Below are 21,208 nucleotides of genomic sequence, written 5' to 3'. Positions count from 1 at the left end.
GCCCCGGCGCGGGTGCGCCGGGGCACGCTGTGATCGCCGGGCCGTCCGGCGGTCAGCCGGCGCCCTGCAGTTGAAGCTGCGTCAGCGACTGAAGCTGTGTCAGCGACGCGGCCAGCTGGTCGACCTCTTCGGCCGTGTTGTACAGGGCGAGGGAGGCCCGGGTCGCGGCCTCCAGCCCGTAGTGGCGCAGCGAGGGCTGGGCGCAGTGGTGGCCGGCGCGGACGGCGATGCCCGCCCGGTCCAGCCACCGGGCCACGGTCATCGGGTCGTGGCCGGCGAGCGTGAAGGTGAGGACCGCGATCTTCTCGGGCGCGTCGCCGAGGACGGTGAGGCCGGGTACCGCGGCGAGCGCCTCCTGGGCGTGGCCGAGCAGGGCGGTCTCGTACGCGGCGACCGCCTCGCGGCCGAAGGAGCTCAGCCAGTCGATGGCGGACCGGAGTCCGACGACGCCGGAGATGTGCCCGGTGCCGGCCTCGAAGCGGTGCGGCACGGGCGCGTAGGTGACGCGGCCGAACTCCACCTGGTCGATCATGTTGCCGCCGCCCTGCCACGGCGGCATGCCGGCCAGGACCTCCGGCTTGGCGTACAGCGCCCCGATGCCCGTGGGGGCGTACAGCTTGTGCCCGGAGAAGACGTAGAAGTCGCTGTCCAGGTCCTGGACGTCCACGGGGAAGTGGGCGACGGCCTGGGCGCCGTCCACGAGCACCTTGGCGTCGTAGCGGTGGGCCAGTGCCGTCATCTCCTTCACCGGCGGCACGGTGCCGAGCACGTTGGAGGCGTGGCTGATCGCGACCAGCCGGGTGCGGAAGGAGAGCAGGTCGGCGTAGGCGTCCTGGTCGATGCTGCCGTCGGGCAGGAGGGGGATCGGGACGACCCGGGCCCGCCGCTCCTTGGCGATCAGCTGCCAGGGGACGATGTTGGAGTGGTGCTCCAGGGTGGAGACCAGGATCTCGTCGCCGGGGCCGAGGTTGGCGCGTCCCCAGCTCTGCGCGACGAGGTTGACGGCCTCGGTGGTGCCCCGGGTGAAGACGATGGTGTCCGGTGACGGGGCGCCGAGGAATCCGGCGACCGCGGCCCGTCCGCCCTCGTACATCTCGGTGGCCTCGCGGGCCATGGTGTGCGCACCGCGGTGGATGTTGGAGTTGGCGGTGGCGTAGTAGGAGGCCAGGGTCTCGATGACCTGGCGGGGCTTCTGGGTGGTGGCGCCGTTGTCCAGCCAGACGACGGGGCGGCCGTTGACGGGCCGCTGGAGGACCGGGATGTCCCGCCGGGCGGCCTCGGGCGTGAACTGCCCGCTGCGGGTGGCGGCGCTGCCGGCGGTGGGCTGCCCGGGCGGTACCGGCTCTCCGGGCGGCTGCTGGGGCGCCGCGAGGCCGGGCGGGCCCGGTGGCGGCGCCATGCCCGGCGGTGTCGTGCCGGGCACCTGCGTGCCGGGGAGCTGCGCCATGCCCGGGGCGTACGCGCCCCACGGCATGTCAGGAGTAGTCATGGTACTTGGACACCTCGACGTTCTGGAGCACGGCGAGGGCGTCCTCGACCAGTACCGCGGCGTTGAAGTACGCCGTCATCAGGTACTGGGTGATGCCCTTCTGGTCCATGCCCATGTTGCGCATGGACAGGCCCGGCTCGACCTCGTCGGCCACCTTCGCGGGCCGCAGGCCCACGACGCCCTGCTCGGCCTCGCCGACGCGCATGAGCAGGATCTCGGTGGTGGCGGCGCCGTTCGGGCCGGTCATGCGCACCTTGTCGGAGGGCAGGAGAGGGACGCCGCGCCAGGTCAGCAGGGGGCTGCCGAAGCGGTTCTCGATGACCGGGGGCACGCCGCGGCGGGTGCACTCGCGGCCGAAGGCGGCGATGGCGCGCGGGTGGGCGAGGAAGTAGGAGGGCTGCTTCCAGACCTTGCTGAGCAGCTCGTCCAGGTCGTCGGGGGTCGGCGCGCCGGTCCGGGTCTGGACGCGCTGGCCGGGGGCGACGTTGTTGAACAGGCCGTACTCGGGGTGGTGGAGCATCGAGCGCTCCTGGCGCTCGCGCAGCGCCTGGACGGTGAGGCCGGCCTGGGTGCGGGTCTGGTCGATGGGCTCGTTGTAGAGGTCGGCGACGCGGGAGTGGACGCGCAGCACGGTCTGGGCGAGCGTCATGTGGTACTCGCGCGGGGTGTCCTCGTAGTCGACGAAGGTGCCCGGCAGGTCCGGCTCGCCGACGTGCCCGGCGCTCAGGTCCACGGGCACCTCGGCGCCGGGGACGGCGCGTTCGCCGGAGGTGAAGGCCGTGAGGGCGGCCCGCAGCGCCTCGTCGCAGCCGGCCAGCCGCATCAGGTGCTCGCGGTCGGCGCACAGGGCGGTGCCGGGGGTCAGCGCGTGGACGCGGTAGGCGGCGGGCGTGCCGCAGGCCCAGGCGTCGAGGTCGAAGAACTGGCCGTCACCGATGATGTCGAGGAGGGCGTCCTCGCCGTAGCGGCCGGTGGTCCGCTTCTCGGCGCGGCCCTGGACGAGGACCCAGAGCTTGTCCGCGGCCTCGCCTTCCTGGAGGAGCTGCTGACCCGCGTCGAAGGTGACCTCGGTGAAGGCACCGGCCAGTTCGCGCAGCAGTTCCTCGTCGGCCTCGCGCAGGAAGGGGATCTCCCGGAGGTCCTCGGGGACGACCTGGTGGGCGTCGCCGTTCCTGAAGGTGGATATCCGGTCGTCACCGAGTATGAAGGTCCGCCGGCGGTTGACGCGGTAGACGCCGGACTCGACGTCCACCCACGGCAGGGCCCGCAGCAGGTAGCGGGGCGTGATGCCGCGCATCTGCGGGGTGGTCTTGGTGGTGGTCGCGAGTTGCCGTGCCGCGTCCGGGCTGAGACTCAGCCGATCGTTCATGAGGACCTCCTCGGTGTGGGTAACGAGGGTGATCGTCTTGTCGGCAACATTGCGTTCACAAGACTGCAGCAATGTGTCATGGCCTTAAATGACGTGCCGTTGAGATGACGTCAGTCCGTTCAGAAGTGAACAGGCTCTGTTCATGGGGGTGCTGAGCAGCACGATCTTCCTCGTGGGTGGCGAGGTGCTCCCCCGGTCGGCGGCGTACGGAGCCGGTCCGGCTCCCGCACAATCGACCAGATTCGATCGCCGGATCAGCCGGGTCCGCCCGCGCGACCCCGGTGACTCACAGTGCGGCGGTGGCGGCCCTTCACCCCGATACGGTCCTTCCTCCGGATGCGGCCGGTCCCCGGCGAGGCGGCGAGCAGGGCCAGCCACACCCCGACGAGCAGCAGGTGCGCCCGCTGCGGGACGCCGTGCCAGCCCGGCCGGCCGATCAGCGCGCCGACCGTGCACACGGACGTCACGAGCGCGGCCGCCAGGACCCACGGCCCCCAGCGGCGGATCAGCGGCCACCGGGCGCCGCGCGCCGCGGCGGTCACCAGCAGGGCCATGGAGCCGAACAGCGCGGCATGGGCCAGGGCGCTGGTGGCGGTGTGCCAGGGATTGACCGCCTCGCAGGCGCGGTTCACCGACGGCGCGCACCGCATCGGGACGACGACGTCCGCGACGGAGGACGCGGCGAAGGCGACCAGCGACCACCGCCCGGCGACGGACCAGCGGTTGCTTCCCGGCCGGTGGGGAAGCGGGACCGCGCCCGCGGCGACGAGCAGGGCGGTGACGACCTCGACGGCGCCGAAGAGGACGTGGAAGGGCTGGTCGGCGGCGTAGAGCTCGCTGACGTAGGAGTGCCGGGGGTCCAGGCCGGTGGGCAGCAGGAACTCCAGCACCCACGCGTTGTACGTCACCGCCGCGACGGCCAGCGGCCACGCCGCACGGCGGGCTCCGTCCGGGTCCTCCGGGGGCACGCCGGCGGCCGTCACCCGGCCGGGGGCCGCTTCCCCCGGCCGGGACTCGGCCGGCGCGTCGCTCATCGGGGCCGTCTCAGGGCCGCCGGGCGGCGGCTCCGCTCATGCCGCCCCTCCGGGTCGGGCGAGCCCCAGGTTCTGCGGCCCGTACGCGGGGCCGGGTTCGGTCGCCGGCTTCTGCGGGGACGGCGGGGCCTGGGACGGAGGCGGCGGGGCGGACGAGGACGGCTTCGACGGCTCGCCGCTGCTCGACTCCTCCAGCCCCTGCGAGGCGGAGCCGGACGGCATGGCGCCGCTGGGCTTCGGGACCGGGCGGTCGCTCCCCCCGTCGGTGCCGACCGGCCGTGCGAACCACTGGCGGGACACGGGGTCGTACACCACGATGTCGTAGATGGCGGTCGTGGCCTCGGTGACGGCGACGGCGTTCGACGACTTGTACCCGCTCCAGCCCTCGCCCTTGGTCTTCGCGCCGCTCTTGGCCGCGACGGGCGGGCCGAGGGGGTTGCCGCAAGCGCAGCGCACGCGCGGCATGCCCCGGTTGTCGACCAGGACGGCCGTGCCGGCCTGCAGCACGGACTGGAACGCGGTGGCCGCGCCGTCCTTGTAGCCGTGGTTGGTGACCCGGGTGTCGGAGCGCAGCAGCAGGGGCGTCAGGCCGCGCAGGAAGTGCTCGGTCTCGCTCTGCTGGATGCCCGCGGCGCTCGCGAAGGCACGGGACTTGGCCTGATCGTCCTTGAGGTAGCTGACCTGGCGATCGACGTCGCAGCTCGCCGCGTTCTGCGTGCCGCCGTAGAGGCCCTGGGTCGAGCCCGGGTACGTGCGGTTGCCCCCCTCGGCGGGGGTGACGGGGGCGGCGGCCGCCTCCTTGGTGCCCGCGTCCTTGGCCGTGGACGCGGTGAAGGGGTCGTTGCCGTGGGCCGACGCGGCCTGCAGGAAGACCTCTCCACCGCCTTCCGGGCGGAGGAAGAAGACCAGGAGCGCCGCAGCGGCGACCAGGACGCCCGCGAGGAGGGCGACCTTGGGGGCGGAGCGCCACCAGGCCCTGCCGGGCTCCCCCGCGGGAGGGGGTGCGCCGTGGGCGCCGGACGGCGGGGCCGGCGGGCCGGGCGGCTCCGGCGGCTGCGCGCCCGTGGGGCCGCTGATCTGCGTGGAGCCCTCGCCCGACGGGGTCGAGTGCCAGTCGGGGCGGGTGGGTTCGGGAGGCGGGCCGGCCGGGCCGGGGCGGCCGGACCCGCTCCCTCCGCCGCCGGACAGGGGGCCGGAGGGCGGGCCGGTGGGCCGGTCTTCTGACGGTGGTTCGGACGACACGGGCCCTACTCCTCCGCTTTTGTCCTTATTGACACGCTTACGGGCTCATTGTGTGCCGCAAACCGGCGCGGCCCGCAAGCGGGGCTCCTTCCAGGAGGGACGGGTGCGAGGCCGGCCCGGGGCGGGCCGCGCGGGACGCGCCCTCGACAGGTGGGGCGGGCCGCGCGGGCGTACGTTGGGCTTCCGGGCCTCCCCCGCCGGAGGCCGGGTCCGACCGTCGACGACGCACGCGGAGGCAGTGTGAGCCAGCCGCCCGGGGGCGCGCCCTCCTTCGTCCGCGCCTGGGGGGACGCCCTCGCCGCCGTCGCCGCCGGGGTCGCCGCGATGTTCGCCGTCGCCGCGCTCGGCCTGTGGGCCGCCGGAGCCGGCGGGCTGCCGGACGGAGCGTTCCCCTCGGTGACCGCGGCCACCGTCGTCACCGCCGTCGGCGGGACGGTGGAGCTGTCCGGCGACGCGGGGATCCTGGGCCGTACGGGGGCGGGCATCGCCGTCGTCCCGCTGTCGGTGACCCTGGCCGGCGCGGTCGCCCTCGCCGCCGTCTTCCTGCTCCCGCTGCGGCACCACGCCGTGACCAGCGGGCGCGGACTCCTCGCCCGCGTCGCCCGGACGGCCGTCCTGTGGCTGCTCGCCCTGCTGCTCATCACCCTCGGCGCGCGCCACGACTTCCGGATCGACCTGGGCGACTCGCTCCTCGGCGACATCGGCGAAGCCCTCGACGTCGCCCCCCGCGTCGGCTTCCGCGCGTCCCTCGGGCCCACGCTCGGCTACGGCCTGCTGTGGCTGCTCGTCCTCCTCGCCGTCGCCGTGGCCGCCTCCCGCAAGACGCCGCTGCCGTCGCGGCTGCTGCGCTTCCAGGACCCCGTGCGGCCCGTGGCGTTCGCCATGGTCGTGCTGCTGCTCGGCTACGTGCTGCTCGGGCTCGTCGTCGGACTCGTCTCCGCCGCCGTCCGGGGGCACGCCGGGGAGACGATGGCCGTGCTCCTGCTCGGCCTGCCCAACCTCGCCTGGATGGCCTTCGGCCTCGGCCTCGGCGGGGCCTGGGACGGCCGCGTGCCCGGCACGTCCCTCGGGCTGCCCATGCCCAAGCCGCTCACGGCGGTGCTCCGCGAGCACGGTGACCAGCCGTCCACGCTCACCGTCTCCACGCTCGCCCAGCACGACGGCCGGGCCTGGCTGCTCGTGGCCGTCGCCGTGGTCGCCCTGCTCGCGGCGGCGTTCCTGATGGCCGTGCGGTCACCCGCGACGACGCGGCCGTGGGAGCACGCGGTGCAGCTGGGTGCCGCCCTGGCGGTCACCCTGTTCGTCATCGGCACCCTCACCCGCATCTCGGCCCGCTTCGGCCTCTCGCTCCTCGGCATCACCGACATGTCCGCCTTCGGCGGCGAGGTCGCCCTGCGGCCGCACCTCCTGACCCTGGTGGGGCTGGGCCTCCTGTGGGGCCTGGTGGCGGGCTTCGTGGCAAGCGCCCTGTCCCGCCGGATCCGCCGCCGGGGCCTTGCCGGCGAGGCCGGGCCCTCCGGGCCGGCCTGAGTCCGGCACCGCCGGACCGGTTGGCCGTGGTTGCGCGCCGCGGCGGCGGGGTGGGATGGCGCAGCCTCTGAAGCGGCCGGCCACCGATTCTCCCGCCGCAACGGCGAGCAACCACGACACCGCTGTCCGGCGGTGCCGGACCGGCCGTTCCCCGGAGCGAGGGCACAAACCCCGGTGCCGAACCGGCCGTTCCCCCGAGCGATAGCGCAAGCCCCCGTGCCGAACCGGCCGTTCCCCGAAAGCGAAGGCGCAAGCCCCCGTGCCGAACCGGCCGTTCCCCGAAAGCGAAGGCGCAAGCCCCCGTGCCGAACCGGCCGTTCCCCGAAAGCGAAGGCGCAGCCCACCCGTGCCGGCGGCGACCCGCCGTCAGGCGCCCCGTTCCGGGAACACCGCCCCCGCCCAGCCCGGCGGCTCCGGGACCCGTCCCGCGCCCGGGGCCGCCGTCGCCGTGCGCAGCGCCGCGATGAACCGCAGACAACTGTCGAAGCGTTCGTCGGGGGTCTTCGCCAAGGCTTTGGCCATGACGTCGTCGGCCGCGGCCGGCAGGCCGGGGACGCGTTCCGACAGCCGCGGCGGCGCGTCGTACTGGTGGGCCCACAGCAGCGCCATGTCGTCCTCGCGCCGGAACGGCGGCGTTCCCGTGAGCATTTCGAAGACGACGCACCCCAGGCTGTACACGTCGCACCGCCCGTCGACCGGCTTGCCCGCGATCTGTTCGGGCGCGACGTAGTCCAGCGTGCCGACGAACTGGCCCACACGGGTGTAGCCGGTCAGGGACAGGGACTTCTTCGTCAGCCCGAAGTCGGTGAGGTACACGTGCTCGGGGTGGTCGCTGTCGGTGCCCTCCGCCACGAGGATGTTCCCCGGCTTGACGTCCCGGTGGACGAGGTCGTGCGCGTGGGCCGCGTCGAGCGCGGAGGCGACCTGGCCGGCGATGCGGCAGACCACGGCGGGCGGCAGCGGCCCGTCGCGGTCGAGGAGGGCGCGCAGGTCGAGCCCGGCCACGTACCGCATGGCGATGTAGAGCACCCCGTCGGCCTCCCCGGCCTCGAACACGGGGACGATGTGCGGGTGGTCGATGGCCGCGGCGACGCGCGACTCGTGCCCGAAGCGCCGGCGAAAGGTGTCGTTGCGGGCCAGTTCGGGGGCGAGCAGCTTGAGCGCGACGATGCGGCCGAGCCGCAGGTCGCGGGCGCGGTAGACGACGGCCATGCCGCCGCGCCCCAGTTCGTCCTCCACCTCGTAGCCGGCGATGCGGCGGCCGGTCAGCTCGGCGGGCCGGTCCCCGGCCGGGGCCATCAGTGGTCACCGCCGGGCCCGGCGGGGGACGCGAGCGCGGCCATGGCGGTGCCGTCGCAGTAGCACCACAGGTCCCGTTCGGCGTCGTAGAGCCAGAGGGCGTCACCGTCGACGACGGCCCCGATGCGCAGGCCCCGGGTCGTGCGGCCGAAGGTCTCGGCGTCCGTGCGGCCGGCGGCGAGGTCCTCCATCGCCCGGCGGTACTGGCCGAGGGTCTCGTGGACGCCGGTGAGGAGCTTGCGGGCGTCGTCCGTCCGGACGAGCGGCCCGCCCGCGGCGGGCGGGCCCTGGGGGAGGACGACGAGGAGCCGGGCGTCGGTCCAGGCGGCCCAGCCGTTGGAGCAGAGCACTTGGCCCCAGTCGCCGCGCCGCTCGACGAGCCGTACGGGAAGGAGCGGGTCCAGCGGCGCGGTGGGCACGGCGCCGTCGGGGGCGGTCCAGGTGGCGAGCCCGTCGGGCGGCACGACGTGGGTGGGCAGGAAGCCGGGGATGCCGGAGGCGCCGCCGGGTGCCAGGGGGACCGTGCTCATGTGCTCCGTCTCCTCCGTCTCCGTCGCTTCCGCATGACCGCCGTCACTTGCGCACGACCGCGGTCACTTCCGCATGACCGCCGGTTCGTGGCGGCGCAGGAGGCGGGCCACGAGGAGGGCGAACACGAGGGCCAGGACCAGCATCATGCCCATGTCCATCAGCCACGTGCCGACTGCGTGCCGGAAGAGCGGGTCGCCTCCACCGGCCGACGGCGGGAGCTGCCCGGTGGCGGGCGGGATGCGCGTGAAGTCGATCGTGGAGCTCATGGCCGCCAGCGCCCACCGAGAGGGCACCAGCCAGGACAGCTGTTCGAGCACCAGCTTGTTGTTGAGCTCGATCATGCCGCCGCAGAAGACGACCTGGACCAGGGTGATGAGGACCAGCAGCGGCATGGTGACCTCTTCCCTGCGGACGATCGCCGACACGAGGAGGCCGAGCAGCATGGACGTGAACGACAGCACCGCCAGCGCCAGGGTGATCTCGACGAGGGGCGGCATGAGGACGCCCTGGCCGTGGGGCGCGCGGGTGTCCACCCCGCCGAGGCCGACGATGGACAGGACGACGGCCTGCGCCACCGTGATCACACCCAGGACGATGATCTTCGACATCACGTAGGCGGACCTGGACAGGCCCACGGCTCTCTCGCGCCGGTAGATGACCCGTTCCTTGACGAGTTCGCGCACGGCGTTGGCCGCACCCGTCAGCACGCCGCCCACGCACAGGATCAGCAGGACGGTGTTGGCCTTGTCGGCGGAGGCGAAGCGGGTGCCCGAGGACAGCCGGGCCATCGCGCCGGTGACGAACGGCAGCACGATCATGATGATCAGGAAGGTGCGGTCGGTGCTCAGCGCCCGCACGTAGCGGCGCATCAGGGTCGACAGCTGGGCGCCCCAGCTCTGGGGCTTGGGGGGCGCGGTCGCGGGCTCCGCCTCCGCGGCGGGCGGCTCGGCGGGGAGCGGCTGCGCGGCCGCGGTCTCGACGTACTGCCGGTACTGGGGCGAGGCGCGGTACTCCCCCGGCCAGTCGCGGTCCTTGTCGTTCTCGAAGGCCTCGAACGCCTCGGGCCACTCCTTGAAACCGAAGAAGCCGGGCGTGTCCTTGGGCGGCCCGTAGAAGGCGGTCCGCCCGCCGGGGGCGAGGACGAGCAGCCGGTCGCAGACGTCCAGGCTGAGCACGCTGTGGGTGACGACGATGACGGTGCGGCCGTCGTCGGCGAGGGTGCGCAGGGTGTTCATGACGGAGCGGTCCATGCCGGGGTCGAGGCCGGACGTCGGCTCGTCGAGGAAGAGCAGGGAGGGCTTCGTCAGGAGTTCCAGGGCGACGCTGACGCGCTTGCGCTGGCCTCCGGAGAGGCTGTGGATGGGCTGGTCGGCGCGCTGTTCGAGGCCCAGTTCGCCGATGACCTCCTCGACCCGGGCGAGGCGTTCGGCCTTGGCGGTGTCGCCGGGGAAGCGCAGTTCGGCGGCGTAGGACAGGGCGCGGCGCACGGTGAGCTGGACGTGCAGGATGTCGTCCTGGGGGACGAGGCCGATGCGGGCGCGGAGTTCGGCGTAGTCGCGGTAGAGGTCGCGGCCGTCGTAGAGCACCGCGCCCTCGTCGGCGGGGCGCAGCCCGGTGAGGGCGTTGAGGAGGGTGGACTTGCCGGAGCCGCTGGGGCCGACGACGGCGAGCAGGGACTTCTCCTCGACGGGGAAGGAGACGCGGTCGAGGAGCCGTTTGCGGCCGTGTTCGGCGTCGACGTGGACGCACAGGTCCTGGACGTCGAGGGAGATCTCGCCGCTGTCGACGTACTCCTGGAGCTGGTCGCCGACCAGGCAGAAGGCGGAGTGGCCGATGCCGATGATGTCGCCGGGGAGCACCGGGGCGCGGCGCACGGGGTGGCCGTTGAGGAAGGTGCCGTTGTGGCTGCCGAGGTCGACGATCTCGTAGTCGCCGCCGGGTCCCGCGCGCAGTTCGGCGTGGCGCCGGGAGACGACCAGGTCGTCGACGGTCACCTCGTTGTCGGGCCCGCGGCCGATGCGGATGGTGCGGGAGGGCAGGGGGCGTACGGAGGTGGGCTGACGGAACGTGCCGGTGGAAGCGGGCAGGGACACCGAGGTCGGGCGCTCCCCGAGTGACGCGGGAGGTGGAGGGGGCGGCAGTGCCGGGGGCGGGGCGCTCTTGAGGACGGCGGCGGGCCCGTCGGCGGGGCTGCCGAAGCGCAGGACGGTGCCGGGGCCGACGTCGAGGAGCTGCACCCGCCGCCCCTCGGACCAGGTGCCGTTGGTGCTGCCGGCGTCCTCGACGGTCCAGTGGTCCGCGACCGGGCGCAGCACGGCGTGATGCCAGGAGACCCGGGCGTCGTGCAGCACGATGTCGCACTCCGGGTCGCGCCCCACCTGGTAGACACGGCTCGGGGTCATCGTCTGCGAGCCGCCGTCGGACTCGACCACGAGTTCGGGGGCGGAGGGCACGACGGGCCGCTCTCCCATACCGGTAATTTTACGGCGGGCCGCCCTCCGCCGCCTTCCGGTGGCGCGGGGCGCCCGAGGGGGCAGGGACGCGGGGACGGCGGAGGGAGCAGGGGATGGCGGCGGAGCAGGAGCGGCTGCCGGTGTTCGTCTACGGGACGCTGCGTCCCGGTCAGGCCAATCACGGACGCTACCTGCGGGGGCGCACGGTGGCGGAGGAGCCGGCGCGGCTGCGGGGTGCGGTGCTGTTCGAGGGCCCCGGGTATCCGTACGCGGTGGCGGAGCCGGGCGGCGAGGTCCGCGGCGAGCTGGTCCGGGTCGCGCCGGGTGCGTACGCGGCGGTGCTCGCGTCCCTGGACGAGCTGGAGGGCTGCGCCGCGGACGGCACCGGTGAGCTGTACGTACGGGTCGTGCGGCCGGTGCTGACCGAGGGCGCGGAGGGCGCGGTCCGCGCCTGGGTGTACCTGGCGGCGGAGCGGACGGCGCGGCGGCTGCGGGTGTCGGGCACGCGGGTGGCGGGCGGGAGCTGGCCCCGGGCGTAGGGACCCCGCGCCGGGCACAGAGTCCCCGTCTCACATTCCAAGACGCCGACGACGGCCGGCAACCTTCGCCCCGCAGCCCGCATCTCACTCTGCGGTTGACGCCAAGTCACCACATAGGCACCTTCCGTTCGGTCATTGTTAACAGTTGATCAACTGTCCGGACATCGCGCCTATCTGCTCTTTTCATGCCCATGCCAGTACCGGCAGAGTCCTCCGCGGGACCACAGGTTCCCGCGGTGCGCGAGTGACGGCACCGCGTGCATGCAGGCGGCCGGGCACGTCCCGAACCGCCCTTGACGCAAAGGGCGCTGAACTTGCGTACGACCCCCACAACGCAGAACCGAATACTCGCCGTCGCCGTGGCCGTCGTGGCCGCGGCCACCATGGCGGGCACCGCCTCCGCCGCCCCGTCCCAGCCCGTGGACAAGGTCAGCGACGCGACCCGGGACCGGGCCCGCGAGTCGGCCGCCGACTCCTCCTTCAACGCGGCCGCCCTCGCCGCCAACGCGGAGACCGTCAAGGCGGCCACCGCCGCGGCCCTCGCCCACGCGGACGCCACGGGCGTCGGCAAGAACGAGACGCTCCGGGTCAAGGACACCCTTATCGACCCCGACGGCAAGCGCCACGTCCGCTTCGTCCGGGCCTACCAGGGCGTCCCCGTCGTCGGCGGCGACCTCGTCGTCCACCTCGACGCCCAGAAGAACTACCTCGGCGTCACCCGGGCCATCAAGCACCGGGTCGCCGTGCCGTCGGTCGCCCCCAAGCTGACCGCCCCGCAGGCCGCGGCCAAGGCCGCGCAGTCCGTGTCCGGCAAGGCCGCGAAGACCGAGCTCGTGGTCGACGCGCGTAGCACCGAGCCGGTCCTCGCCTACCGCGTGACCGTCACCGGCGGCGGCAAGGCGGAGACGGGCGTCAGCCACAGCGTCGTCGTGGACGCCGGCAGCGGCAAGGTCATCAGCAGCACGCCGCTCAGCGACGGCTTCATCTCCCCCCGTCTGAAGGCCACGCTCCGCGACCAGGGTCAGCAGGCGAAGCCGCGCAAGAACGCGAAGTCCGCGCCGCCGTCCAAGGTGCAGCCCGGCGCCGGGTTCCCGGCCCAGGCGAACGGCACCGGCGCCTCGTTCTTCGCCGGTGACGTCCAGCTGACGACGACGCAGACCGCCAAGGACTCCTTCACCCTCAAGGACCCGAGCCGCGGCGGCGGCGAGACCCGCGACGCCGGGGGCAAGGAGCTCGGCTCCTTCGCGTCCGGCAAGGCCTTCCTGGACTCCGACAACCGCTGGGGCAACGGCACCACCACGGATGCCGCCACCGCCGCCGTCGACGCGCAGTACGGCATCACCAGCACGTACGACTACTACAAGGCCACGTTCGGCCGGAACGGCATCAAGAACGACGGCGCCGGCCCGCACGCCCTCGTGCACTTCGGCGACAAGGTCGGCAACGCCTTCTGGTCCCCCGAGTGCGGCTGCATGCTCTACGGCGACGGCGATGGAGAAACGTTCAAGCAGCCGCTGGTGGCCCTGGACGTGACCGGCCACGAGCTCAGCCACGGCGTGATCGAGGCCACCGCCGACTTCCAGCCCACGCGGGTGGACGCGCGCCAGAACCAGTTCGGCGAGGCGGGCTCGCTCAACGAGTCGCTCGCGGACATCTTCGGCTCGGGCGTGGAGTTCCGCACGAACAACCCCGGCAACCCGCCGAACTACCTGCTCGGCGAGAAGCTCGGCCTGGAGCAGAAGTTCCTGCGCCGCATGGACAAGCCGTCGCTGGACGTCCTCGAGGGCACCGTCGACTACTGGGACGAGGGCTCCTACGACCGCGAAGTGCACGCCGGCTCCGGCGTCTCCTCGCACGCCTTCTACCTGCTGGCCGAGGGCAGCGGCAAGAAGACCATCGGCGGCGTGGAGTACGACTCCCCCACGTACGACGGCAAGGCGGTCAGCGGCATCGGCCGGGAGAAGGCGCAGCAGATCTTCTACCGCGCGCTGACCCGCTACATGGTCTCGACCACCGACTTCCACGAGGCCCGCACCGCCACGCTGCAGGCCGCCGCGGACATGTACGGCGAGAACAGCACCGAGTACAAGGCGGTCGACGCCGCCTGGGCCGGGGTGAACGTGACCACCGCCAACACCCCCAAGGAGGGGCCGGCCGTCAAGCGCTGATGGCGGCGAGCGTCCCCGCCCGGCCGGTTCCCCCGCGCTCCGCGCGCCGGGGAACCGGCCGGGCCGGTGTGATCCACACCCCATGGCCCGGCGAAGTGGATGTTGTTATCGTCATCGCCACCGGAGAGTTGGGTGTTCAAACCCACTCGACGCGCCACTGGTCGACGACAAGGGGGAGCAAGTGCCGGCACACGCAGAGAACACGGCGACGGTCACGGACACCGAGGAGCTCAAGGCTCTGAACGCGGAGCTCGCGGCGTCCCTCGACGGCGGTTTCACCAGCGAGTACGCCGAGGTCAACGGCGTCCGGCTGCACTACGTGACCGGCGGGCAGGGCGATCCGCTGGTGCTGCTGCCCGGCTGGCCCGAGACGTGGTGGGAGTACCGCAAGGTCATGCCCGCGCTCGCGGCCCGCTTCCGCGTGATCACCGTCGACATCCGCGGCATGGGCGGCTCCAGCAAGCCGGAGTCCGGCTTCGAGAAGAAGTCGATGGCCCAGGACATCCGCGAGCTGGTCCGCCACCTCGGGTACGAGAAGGTGAACATCGCGGGGCACGGCATCGGCGCCATGGTCGCCTTCGCCTACGCCGCGAACCACCCGGAGGCCACCGAGAAGGTCGCCATCCTCAACACCACGCACGCGGACCAGAGCTACTACAAGTTCCCCATGCTGCCGAACCCCGGCGACAAGGGCCCGCACCGCTGGTGGCTCGCCTTCAACCAGGTGGCCGACTTCCCGGAGCAGATCCTCACCGGCCGCTACCGCCACATCATCGACTACATGTTCGGCCTGAGCCTGGTGAACCCGGACAACATCACCGACCGGGACCGGGACATCTACGCCAAGGCGTACTCGTCGGCCGAGGCGATCCGGGCGAGCAAGGGCTGGTTCCAGTCCTACCAGCAGGACATCGCGGACTTCGAGTCGTACGACAAGATCTCCGTGCCGATGCTCGGCCTCGCGTACGGGACGTTCTTCGAGTACATGAGCCAGGTGTTCCCCCAGCAGGGCACCGACGTCCGCATGGCCGAGATCGAGGGCAGCCGCAACTACCTGGTCGAGGAGCAGCCGGAGGCCGTCACGCGCGCCCTCCTGGAGTTCTTCGGCTGAGCCCTGGGCCGGACCCGCCCCGCGGGTGACGCGCCGCGCCGGGTCCCCGCGGCCCGGCGCAGCGCCCGCCGCTCGGCCTCGCTCGTCCCGCCCCACACCCCGCTCTCCTGCCCGGAGTCCAGCGCCCAGCGCAGGCAGTCCTCCCGCACCGGGCAGCGTCGGCAGACCGACTTGGCGTCCTCGGTCTGGACGACGGCGGGGCCCCGGCTGCCGACGGGGAAGAAGAGTTCGGGGTCCTCGTGGAGGCACGCGGCGTACTGTCGCCAGTCCATGTGGCGATCCATGTGGCTGTCAGTCCCTTCGATCACGGTCGGGCGGCCCCCCTCTTGCTACTCCGCGTTGCCCGTGATGCGCCGGTTAAGCCTGGCTGCGCGTCTCGGGCCTCACTCCATGTGAATGCCGGCGCCCGTCTCCTTGCCCCCGGATTCCCCTGCGTGGCCGGACCGGCCCGGCCGACCTGACAGAGCGGACGGCGTCCAGGGGTGCCGCACCCCGCCCGCCGGTAGGTAAGTGGTTCCACGGCAGTGCCCCGTGCACTCCCCATGAGCCACAGGACGGTCAGCATGCTCGCGCCCTCCCCCGACGGCACCGCCCGGGCCACCCCGGACGCCTCCGCCACCCCGGACGCCTCCGGCACGCCCGCCCGGCCGGCCACCGCGCTCCCGCGCGGCCTGAAACAGCGTCATCTGTCCATGATCGCGCTGGGCGGTGCCGTCGGAGCGGGCCTGTTCGTCGGCTCCGGAGTGGGGATCAGGGCCGCGGGGCCCGCGATCGTCGTCGCCTACGTCCTGGCCGGCGGGCTCGTGCTGCTGGTCATGCGGATGCTGGCGGAGATGTCCGCCGCCGACCCGGCCACGGGCTCCTTCTCCGTGCACGCGGCCAAGGCCCTCGGTCCCTGGGCGGGCCTGACGGCGGGGTGGCTGTACTGGTCGCTGCTGGTGGTCAGCGTCGCCGCGGAGGCGATCGGGGCGGCGGACATCATGACGGGCCTGCTCCCGGGCATACCCGGCTGGACGTGGATGGCCCTCTTCATGGCCGCCTTCACCGGCAGCAACCTGGCCGCCGTCCGGCGCTTCGGCGACCTGGAGTTCTGGTTCGCCGGGCTGAAGGTCACCGCCATCTGCGTCTTCCTCCTGCTGGGCGCGCTCGCCGTCGCCGGTCTGCTGCCGGGCACCGCCGCGCCGGGCACGGCACACCTCACCGGCCACGGCGGCTTCCTGCCCCACGGCTGGCACGGGCTCGCCCTCGGCCTCGTCGCGGCGGTCTTCGCGTACGGCGGGCTGGAGACGGTCACGATCGCCGCGGCCGAGTCCGCCGACCCGGTCAGGGCGGTGGGCCGGGCCGCCAGGACGGTCGTCTGGCGCATCTGCCTCTTCTACATCGGCTCCATGGCCGTCATCGTCACTCTTCTGCCCTGGGACAGCGAGTCCGCCCGCACCGGCCCGTACAGCGGAGCCCTGGAGCGCATCGGGGTCCCCGGCGCCGGGCGCGTCATGGACGCCGTGGTCCTCGTCGCCCTGCTGTCGGCCATGAACGCCAACATCTACGGCTCCTCCCGCATGCTCTACTCGCTCGTGCACCGCGGCGACGCGCCCCGCGCCCTCGGCCGCGTCACCCCGGGCGGCGTGCCGCGCAACGCCGTCCTCGCCTCGGCCGCCTTCGGCTTCGCGGCGGTCGTGCTCAACGCCGTGTGGCCGGGCACGGTCTTCCGCTTCCTGCTCGACGCCGTGGGGGCGACGATCCTGATCGTCTGGTTCCTCATCGGCCTGTCCCAGCTGCGCCTGCGCCGCCGGCGCGTCCGGCGCGGGGATCCGCAACCACCGGTGCGCATGTGGCTGTTCCCGCACCTCACCCGGCTGGCGCTGCTCGGGATCGGCGCGGTCCTGGTGGTCATGGCCCTCGAACCGGACTCCCGTACGCAGTTGGTGTGCACGGGCGCGTGGGCGGCGCTGCTGATCGTGTGCGGCCTGGTGAGAGGGCGCGGGAAGGCGAGGTGACCGGAGGCCGGCCGGCGGCCCCTCAGGCGCGGTGACCGGAGGCCGGCTGCGTCCGGCTCGGGCCTCAGGCCGGGCGGTCGGCCGCCTCCCTTTCCCTGCGGTACCGGCCCGGCGCCACGCCGAACTCCCGCTTGAAGGCCTTGGCGAAGGCGAACTCCGAGGCGTAGCCCGCCCGTTCGGCGACGGAGCGCAGCGGTGCGTCGCCCTCGCGCAGCAGCCGTCCCGCGGTCGTCATGCGCCACCAGGTGAGGTAGGCGAGCGGCGGCCGGCCGACGAGTGCGGTGAAGCGGCGGGCGAAGGCGGCGCGGGAGAGCGCCGCCCGGGCGGCGAGTTCCTCGACCGTCCAGGGCCGCGCCGGATCGTCGTGGATGGCGTGCAGCGCGGCCGTGACGGCCGGGTCGCTCAGGGCCGCCGCCCACCCGGAGGGCTCTTCGGGGCGCTCGGTCAGCCACCACGTGCGCAGCAGGTAGAGCAGCAGGGTGTCGAGGAGCGCGGGCACGACGGCGTCGGATCCGGGCTGCGGGTCGGCCAGTTCGGCGCCGAGCAGGTCGACGGCGGCGCGCAGCCGGTCGTGCACGCCGACGCGCGCCGGAAGGTGGATGAACGGCGGCAGGTCGGTGAGGAGGGGGTGGGCCCGCGTCTTGTTCAGCCGGTAGGCGCCGCAGAGCATGAGGGTGTCGTCGCCGTGGACGGGCCCGCGGTCACGGATCGACGGCCAGGAGCCGTCCGGCCCCAGCCTGGCCTCCTCCAGCGGGGTGCCGGGGTGGTCGGCGAGGCCGTGCCCGTACCCGTGGGCCAGGAAGACGACGTCGCCCGGGCCCAGGCGGACGGGTTCGGCGCCGTCGGGCGGCAGCAGCCAGGCCGATCCCTGGAGGACCACGTGGAAGCCGGCGCCGTCGGAGTCCGGGAAACGGACGCCCCAGGGCGCGCGCTTGACGGAGCGCGAGGAGTGGGGCAGTCCGGTGCGCATGGCGGCGATCGCGTCGCTCAGTACGTCCATGGCGGCACCCTACCGTCGTGATTGCGAGACGCAGGGACATGGTCAGGAGGTTTTCGGATATGGAACGTCTTCCACTCGCTCCGTACGGTCGTTCCCATGACAACTTCTTCCGCAGTCAAGGCAGTCACGGCAGTTAAGGCAGTTAAGGCAGCCACCAAGGCGGTGCTCTTCCATGAGCTCGGCGGTCCCGAGGTCCTGCAGGTCGAGGACGTGCCGCTCGCCGGGCCCGGGCCCGGCGAGGTCCTCTTCCGCGTCGAGGCGATCGGCCTCAACCGGGCCGAGGCCCTCTTCCGTGCGGGCCGGTACTACTACCAGCCGACGCTGCCCGGCTCCCGGCTCGGCTACGAGGCGGCCGGCGTGGTCGAGCGGGTCGGTGAAGGCGTGACCGAGTTCTCGCCCGGCGACGCGGTGATGTCCGTTCCCGCCTTCGACTTCGGCGTCCACGGGGTGTACGCCGAGCGCGCCGTCCTGCCGGCGGAGTCGCTGGTGCGCCGGCCCGAGGGCGCGGACGCGGTGACGTCCGCGGCGATGTGGCTGACGTACTCGACGGCGTACGGCGGCATGGTGGAGACCGGCGGCCTGGCCCCCGGCGACCACGTGGTGATCACGGCCGCGTCCAGCGGCGTCGGCACGGCCGCGATCCGGACGGCCCTGAGGATCGGCGCGGTCCCGATCGCCGTCACGCGCGGCGAGGCCAAGCGGGAGCGGCTGCTGGAGCTCGGCGCGGCCCATGTGATCAGCGCCGGCTCCGAGGACCTCGTGAAGGAGGTCAAGCGGATCACCGGTGGCCGGGGCGCCGAGCTGGCCTTCGACGCGGTGGGCGGCCCCGGCTTCGCCGCCGTCGGCGACGCCCTCGTGCCCGGCGGTACGGCGGTGATCTACGGCACGCTGGACCGGCGCCCCGTCGAGCTGTCGATGAACTGGCCGCTCGCCGTCCACGGGTACTCCAACGGCGCCCACTCCCGGGACGCGGCCTACCGCCGCCGCTCCGCCGCCTTCATCGGTTCGGGCCTGGCGAGCGGCGCGCTGGCGCCCGTGATCGCCGAGACCTTCGACGGCCTGGAGCGCGTCACGGACGCGCACCGCCTGATGGACTCCAGCACGTTCACCGGCAAGATCGTGGTCACCGTATGACGGCGTGAGAAGGACCGGGAGGCGCCCCGCCCCCTGCCCGCGCGCGCCGCGGGCAGGGCCGTCGAAGAATAGGGGCATGAGGAGCCCGACGGACAACGGCCCCGCCGTCTCCCGGCAGGAGTTCGACGCGCTGTTCGAGCAGGTCCGCACGTGGGGCCGCTGGGCCCCCGCCGACCGGGGCGCCTGGAACCGGGTGGGTGCGGACCACGTCCGGCGGGCCGCCGCCCTGGTGCGGTCCGGGACCGTCGTGCCGCTGGGCCGGCCGTGGGACACGGCGGCCGGCCCGGACAACCGCAGGCCCGCCCTGCACTACATGTCCGATCTGGGCGACGCCGAGACTTCCGGACCCTCCGGACCCTCCGAGCCCTCCACCCACAAGGATTTCGTGGGCGCCGACTTCCACGGCAAGGGCATCACCCACCTGGACGCCCTGTCCCACGTCGCCTATCGCGGCCGGCTCTACGGAGGCGGCGCGGCACGGGAGCTCGTCGGGTCCGGGGGTGCCCGCTTCGGCGGCGTCGGGGCGCTCGGCCCCCTGGTGACCAGGGGTGTCCTCCTCGACCTGCCCGCCGTCCAGGGGGTGGCCTGGCTGGAGCCGGGGCAGGCCGTGCACGCCGGCGACATCGCCGCCGCGGAGGAGGCCCTGGGCGTGGAGATCGGCGAGGGCGACGCCGTCCTGCTGCGGACCGGTCGCTTCCGGCGGCGCCGGGAGCTGGGCCCCTGGGACGCCGACGCGGCCTGTGCGGGGTTCCACGTGCACGCGGTGCCGCTGCTGGCCGGGCGCGGGATCGCCCTGCTGGGCGGCGACGGCGACAGCGACGTGCGGCCGTCGCCGGTCGAGGGCGTGCACTCGCCGGTCCACACGCTCGCCGTGGCGGCGATGGGCGTGCCGCTGCTGGACAACGCCGACGTCGAGGAGCTCGCGGCCGCCTGCGCGGGCACGGACCGTTACGACTTCCTGCTCAGCGTGGCTCCCCTGAACGTCCCGGGCGGTACGGGCTCGCCCGTCAACCCGGTGGCCGTCCTGTGACCCGGGATGACCGCGTACCCGGGATGGCCGCGTACCCGAAACGACCGCGCACCCGGGGCAGCCCGAGACGGCTCGGGGCGACCGAGAACGCCCCAGATCCCATATGTCCGTGAAGTTCTAAAATAGGACATCAGTGCAGGCGCGCCGACCGTACGGGGAAGTGATCCGGAATGGGGCTCGTGGCGGACGACATCGGCCCCGTGCTCGCCCGCGAGCAGTTCTTCACGGGCGCGCCGGTCGAGGGCGCCGTGCGCGGCCCGATCTTCGACTCGTGGCAGCGGAGCCGGTCGCTGGGGCTGTCCCCGGACGGCTGTGAGCTGCCGTACTTCCAGGACCTCGACCTCGACGGCCGCCTCGTGCGCGCGGCCACCCCCGTGCTGGACCGCCTGCAGGCCCGGTTCGCGGGCCGGAGCATGAACGTGGCCCTGGCCGACGGGCGCGGGGCGGTGCTGCAGCGCCGCTTCGGCGACGCCGCCATGGTCCGGCAGCTGGCCCCGATCCAGAGCGTCCCCGGCTTCGTCTTCGCCGAGAAGTACGCCGGGACCAACGGCATCGGCCTGGCCCTGGCGGACCGGCGTCTGGTCAACGTCTACGGCGCCGAGCACTTCGCCGAGCGCTCCCAGTCGAACGCCTGCGCGGCGATTCCGATCCGGGACCTGCTCAACGGCCGCATCGAGGGAGTCCTCTGCTTCGGGTTCCCCCGCACCGACGCGGACGCGTCGCTGGACATCGTCATCCGCAAGGCGGCCGGCGCCATCGAGCGGCGGCTGCTGGAGCAGAGTTCGGCGCGCGAGCGCGCCCTGCTGCAGGCCTACCTCGACGCCAGGCGCCGCGCGCCCGCCGGGACCGCGGCCCTCAACGGGCAGCCGGGCGAGCCGCTGACGAGCGGCCTGGGCTGGCGGGACCGGATGATCCTGGAGGAGCGGGCCACCGAGCTGATCGCGTCGGCCCAGCGGGCCGCCGTCGAGGTGTCGCTGCCCGGCGGCCGGCGGGTCACCCTCCTGAGCCACCCGGTGACCACCGCCTCCGGAGTGGAGGGCGTCGTCGTCGAGGCGGCGCTCGACACGCGGCAGCAGTCCCTCGCGCTCGCCCGCGAAGCCGGGACGGGGACAGCGACGAGGGCCGGTGCGGAGGCCCGGGACACGGCCGGCTCCGCCACCGGAACCGCGGTCGCCGCATCGCCCGGCCTCCTGGCCGAGCAGTCCCTCGCCCGCTTCGCCCCGCTGCCCGCCCGGCCCACGGCGGCGGCCCGCGCGCCGGGCCCGGCGGAACCCCGCGGCAC

At 73.7% G+C, this 21,208-nt stretch carries 16 protein-coding genes and 1 pseudogene; 8 read left to right on the top strand and 9 right to left on the bottom strand.

Features of this window, described 5'->3' with window-relative positions; translation table 11 throughout:
- Positions 1–52: 52 nt before the first annotated feature.
- The 4 genes from B7P34_RS15695 to B7P34_RS15680 form a co-directional block, all read right to left on the bottom strand.
- Entirely contained in the window at positions 53–1,489 is a 1,437-nt protein-coding gene (locus B7P34_RS15695) for a cysteine desulfurase (protein ID WP_286157481.1), read from the bottom strand.
- A complete protein-coding gene (locus B7P34_RS15690; protein ID WP_106676962.1) occupies positions 1,476–2,858 on the bottom strand; it encodes a family 2B encapsulin nanocompartment shell protein in 1,383 nt (460 codons plus the stop codon). The genes B7P34_RS15695 and B7P34_RS15690 overlap by 14 nt, the downstream gene beginning before the upstream one ends.
- Positions 2,859–3,112: 254 nt before the next feature.
- A complete protein-coding gene (locus tag B7P34_RS15685; protein WP_106676960.1) occupies positions 3,113–3,892 on the bottom strand; it encodes a DUF998 domain-containing protein in 780 nt (259 codons plus the stop codon).
- Between the two features lie 36 nt (positions 3,893–3,928).
- Positions 3,929–5,134, bottom strand: coding sequence for a DUF6777 domain-containing protein (locus tag B7P34_RS15680; RefSeq protein WP_106676958.1), 1,206 nt, complete (start codon positions 5,132–5,134; stop codon positions 3,929–3,931).
- 240 nt (positions 5,135–5,374) lie between these two features.
- Between B7P34_RS15680 and B7P34_RS15675 the strand changes: the two genes are divergently transcribed.
- Positions 5,375–6,664 carry a streptophobe family protein gene (locus B7P34_RS15675; protein WP_106676956.1) on the top strand — a complete coding sequence of 430 codons (1,290 nt, stop codon included), beginning with the start codon at positions 5,375–5,377 and terminating at the stop codon, positions 6,662–6,664.
- Between the two features lie 366 nt (positions 6,665–7,030).
- Here B7P34_RS15675 and B7P34_RS15670 read toward each other — a convergent pair whose 3' ends face one another.
- The 3 genes from B7P34_RS15670 to B7P34_RS15660 form a co-directional block, all read right to left on the bottom strand.
- Positions 7,031–7,963 (bottom strand): serine/threonine-protein kinase, encoded by a 933-nt coding sequence (locus B7P34_RS15670; RefSeq protein ID WP_106676955.1) that lies wholly within the window; start codon positions 7,961–7,963, stop codon positions 7,031–7,033.
- A complete protein-coding gene (locus B7P34_RS15665) occupies positions 7,963–8,493 on the bottom strand; it encodes a hypothetical protein (protein ID WP_106676953.1) in 531 nt (176 codons plus the stop codon). The genes B7P34_RS15670 and B7P34_RS15665 overlap by 1 nt, the downstream gene beginning before the upstream one ends.
- 63 nt (positions 8,494–8,556) lie before the next feature.
- The gene (locus tag B7P34_RS15660; RefSeq protein WP_106676951.1) at positions 8,557–10,965 is read right to left on the bottom strand and encodes an FHA domain-containing protein; all 2,409 of its coding nucleotides are present in this window, start codon (positions 10,963–10,965) and stop codon (positions 8,557–8,559) included.
- 95 nt (positions 10,966–11,060) lie between these two features.
- On the opposite strand from B7P34_RS15660, the gene B7P34_RS15655 reads away from it, so the two are divergent.
- The 3 genes from B7P34_RS15655 to B7P34_RS15645 all read left to right on the top strand — a co-directional run bounded on the left by B7P34_RS15655 (position 11,061) and on the right by B7P34_RS15645 (position 14,765).
- Positions 11,061–11,486 (top strand): gamma-glutamylcyclotransferase family protein, encoded by a 426-nt coding sequence (locus tag B7P34_RS15655; RefSeq protein ID WP_106676949.1) that lies wholly within the window; start codon positions 11,061–11,063, stop codon positions 11,484–11,486.
- 314 nt (positions 11,487–11,800) lie between these two features.
- Positions 11,801–13,654, top strand: coding sequence for a M4 family metallopeptidase (locus tag B7P34_RS15650; RefSeq protein WP_223267892.1), 1,854 nt, complete (start codon positions 11,801–11,803; stop codon positions 13,652–13,654).
- A 181-nt stretch (positions 13,655–13,835) separates the two neighbouring features.
- Entirely contained in the window at positions 13,836–14,765 is a 930-nt protein-coding gene (locus B7P34_RS15645) for an alpha/beta fold hydrolase (protein WP_223267891.1), read from the top strand.
- Positions 14,766–14,800: 35 nt separating this feature from the next.
- Here B7P34_RS15645 and B7P34_RS15640 read toward each other — a convergent pair.
- Positions 14,801–15,037: pseudogene (locus tag B7P34_RS15640) on the bottom strand (WhiB family transcriptional regulator); the annotation flags it as partial.
- A 270-nt stretch (positions 15,038–15,307) separates the two neighbouring features.
- Here B7P34_RS15640 and B7P34_RS15635 point away from each other — a divergent pair.
- Complete coding sequence (locus B7P34_RS15635) at positions 15,308–16,762, top strand: amino acid permease (protein WP_223267890.1); 1,455 nt, start codon at positions 15,308–15,310, stop codon at positions 16,760–16,762.
- A 64-nt stretch (positions 16,763–16,826) separates the two neighbouring features.
- On the opposite strand, the gene B7P34_RS15630 is transcribed toward B7P34_RS15635, so the two are convergent.
- Positions 16,827–17,762 carry an AraC family transcriptional regulator gene (locus tag B7P34_RS15630; RefSeq protein WP_106676943.1) on the bottom strand — a complete coding sequence of 312 codons (936 nt, stop codon included), beginning with the start codon at positions 17,760–17,762 and terminating at the stop codon, positions 16,827–16,829.
- A 96-nt stretch (positions 17,763–17,858) separates the two neighbouring features.
- Here B7P34_RS15630 and B7P34_RS15625 point away from each other — a divergent pair, with 96 nt between their 5' ends.
- The 3 genes from B7P34_RS15625 to B7P34_RS15615 form a co-directional block, all read left to right on the top strand.
- Positions 17,859–18,896, top strand: coding sequence for a zinc-dependent alcohol dehydrogenase family protein (locus tag B7P34_RS15625; RefSeq protein ID WP_106676941.1), 1,038 nt, complete (start codon positions 17,859–17,861; stop codon positions 18,894–18,896).
- 76 nt (positions 18,897–18,972) lie between these two features.
- Entirely contained in the window at positions 18,973–19,926 is a 954-nt protein-coding gene (locus B7P34_RS15620; protein ID WP_106676939.1) for a cyclase family protein, read from the top strand.
- A 170-nt stretch (positions 19,927–20,096) separates the two neighbouring features.
- On the top strand, positions 20,097–21,208 hold a 1,112-nt coding region (locus B7P34_RS15615), incomplete at its 3' end, for a GAF domain-containing protein (protein ID WP_146166827.1).

Source organism: Streptosporangium nondiastaticum (assembly GCF_003011965.1).
In the GTDB taxonomy this organism is placed as follows: Bacteria; Actinomycetota; Actinomycetes; order Streptomycetales; family Streptomycetaceae; genus Streptomyces; species Streptomyces nondiastaticus.
The sequence above is the reverse complement of the archived record's forward strand: the minus strand, read 5'-3'. Positions and strand labels throughout refer to the sequence as shown.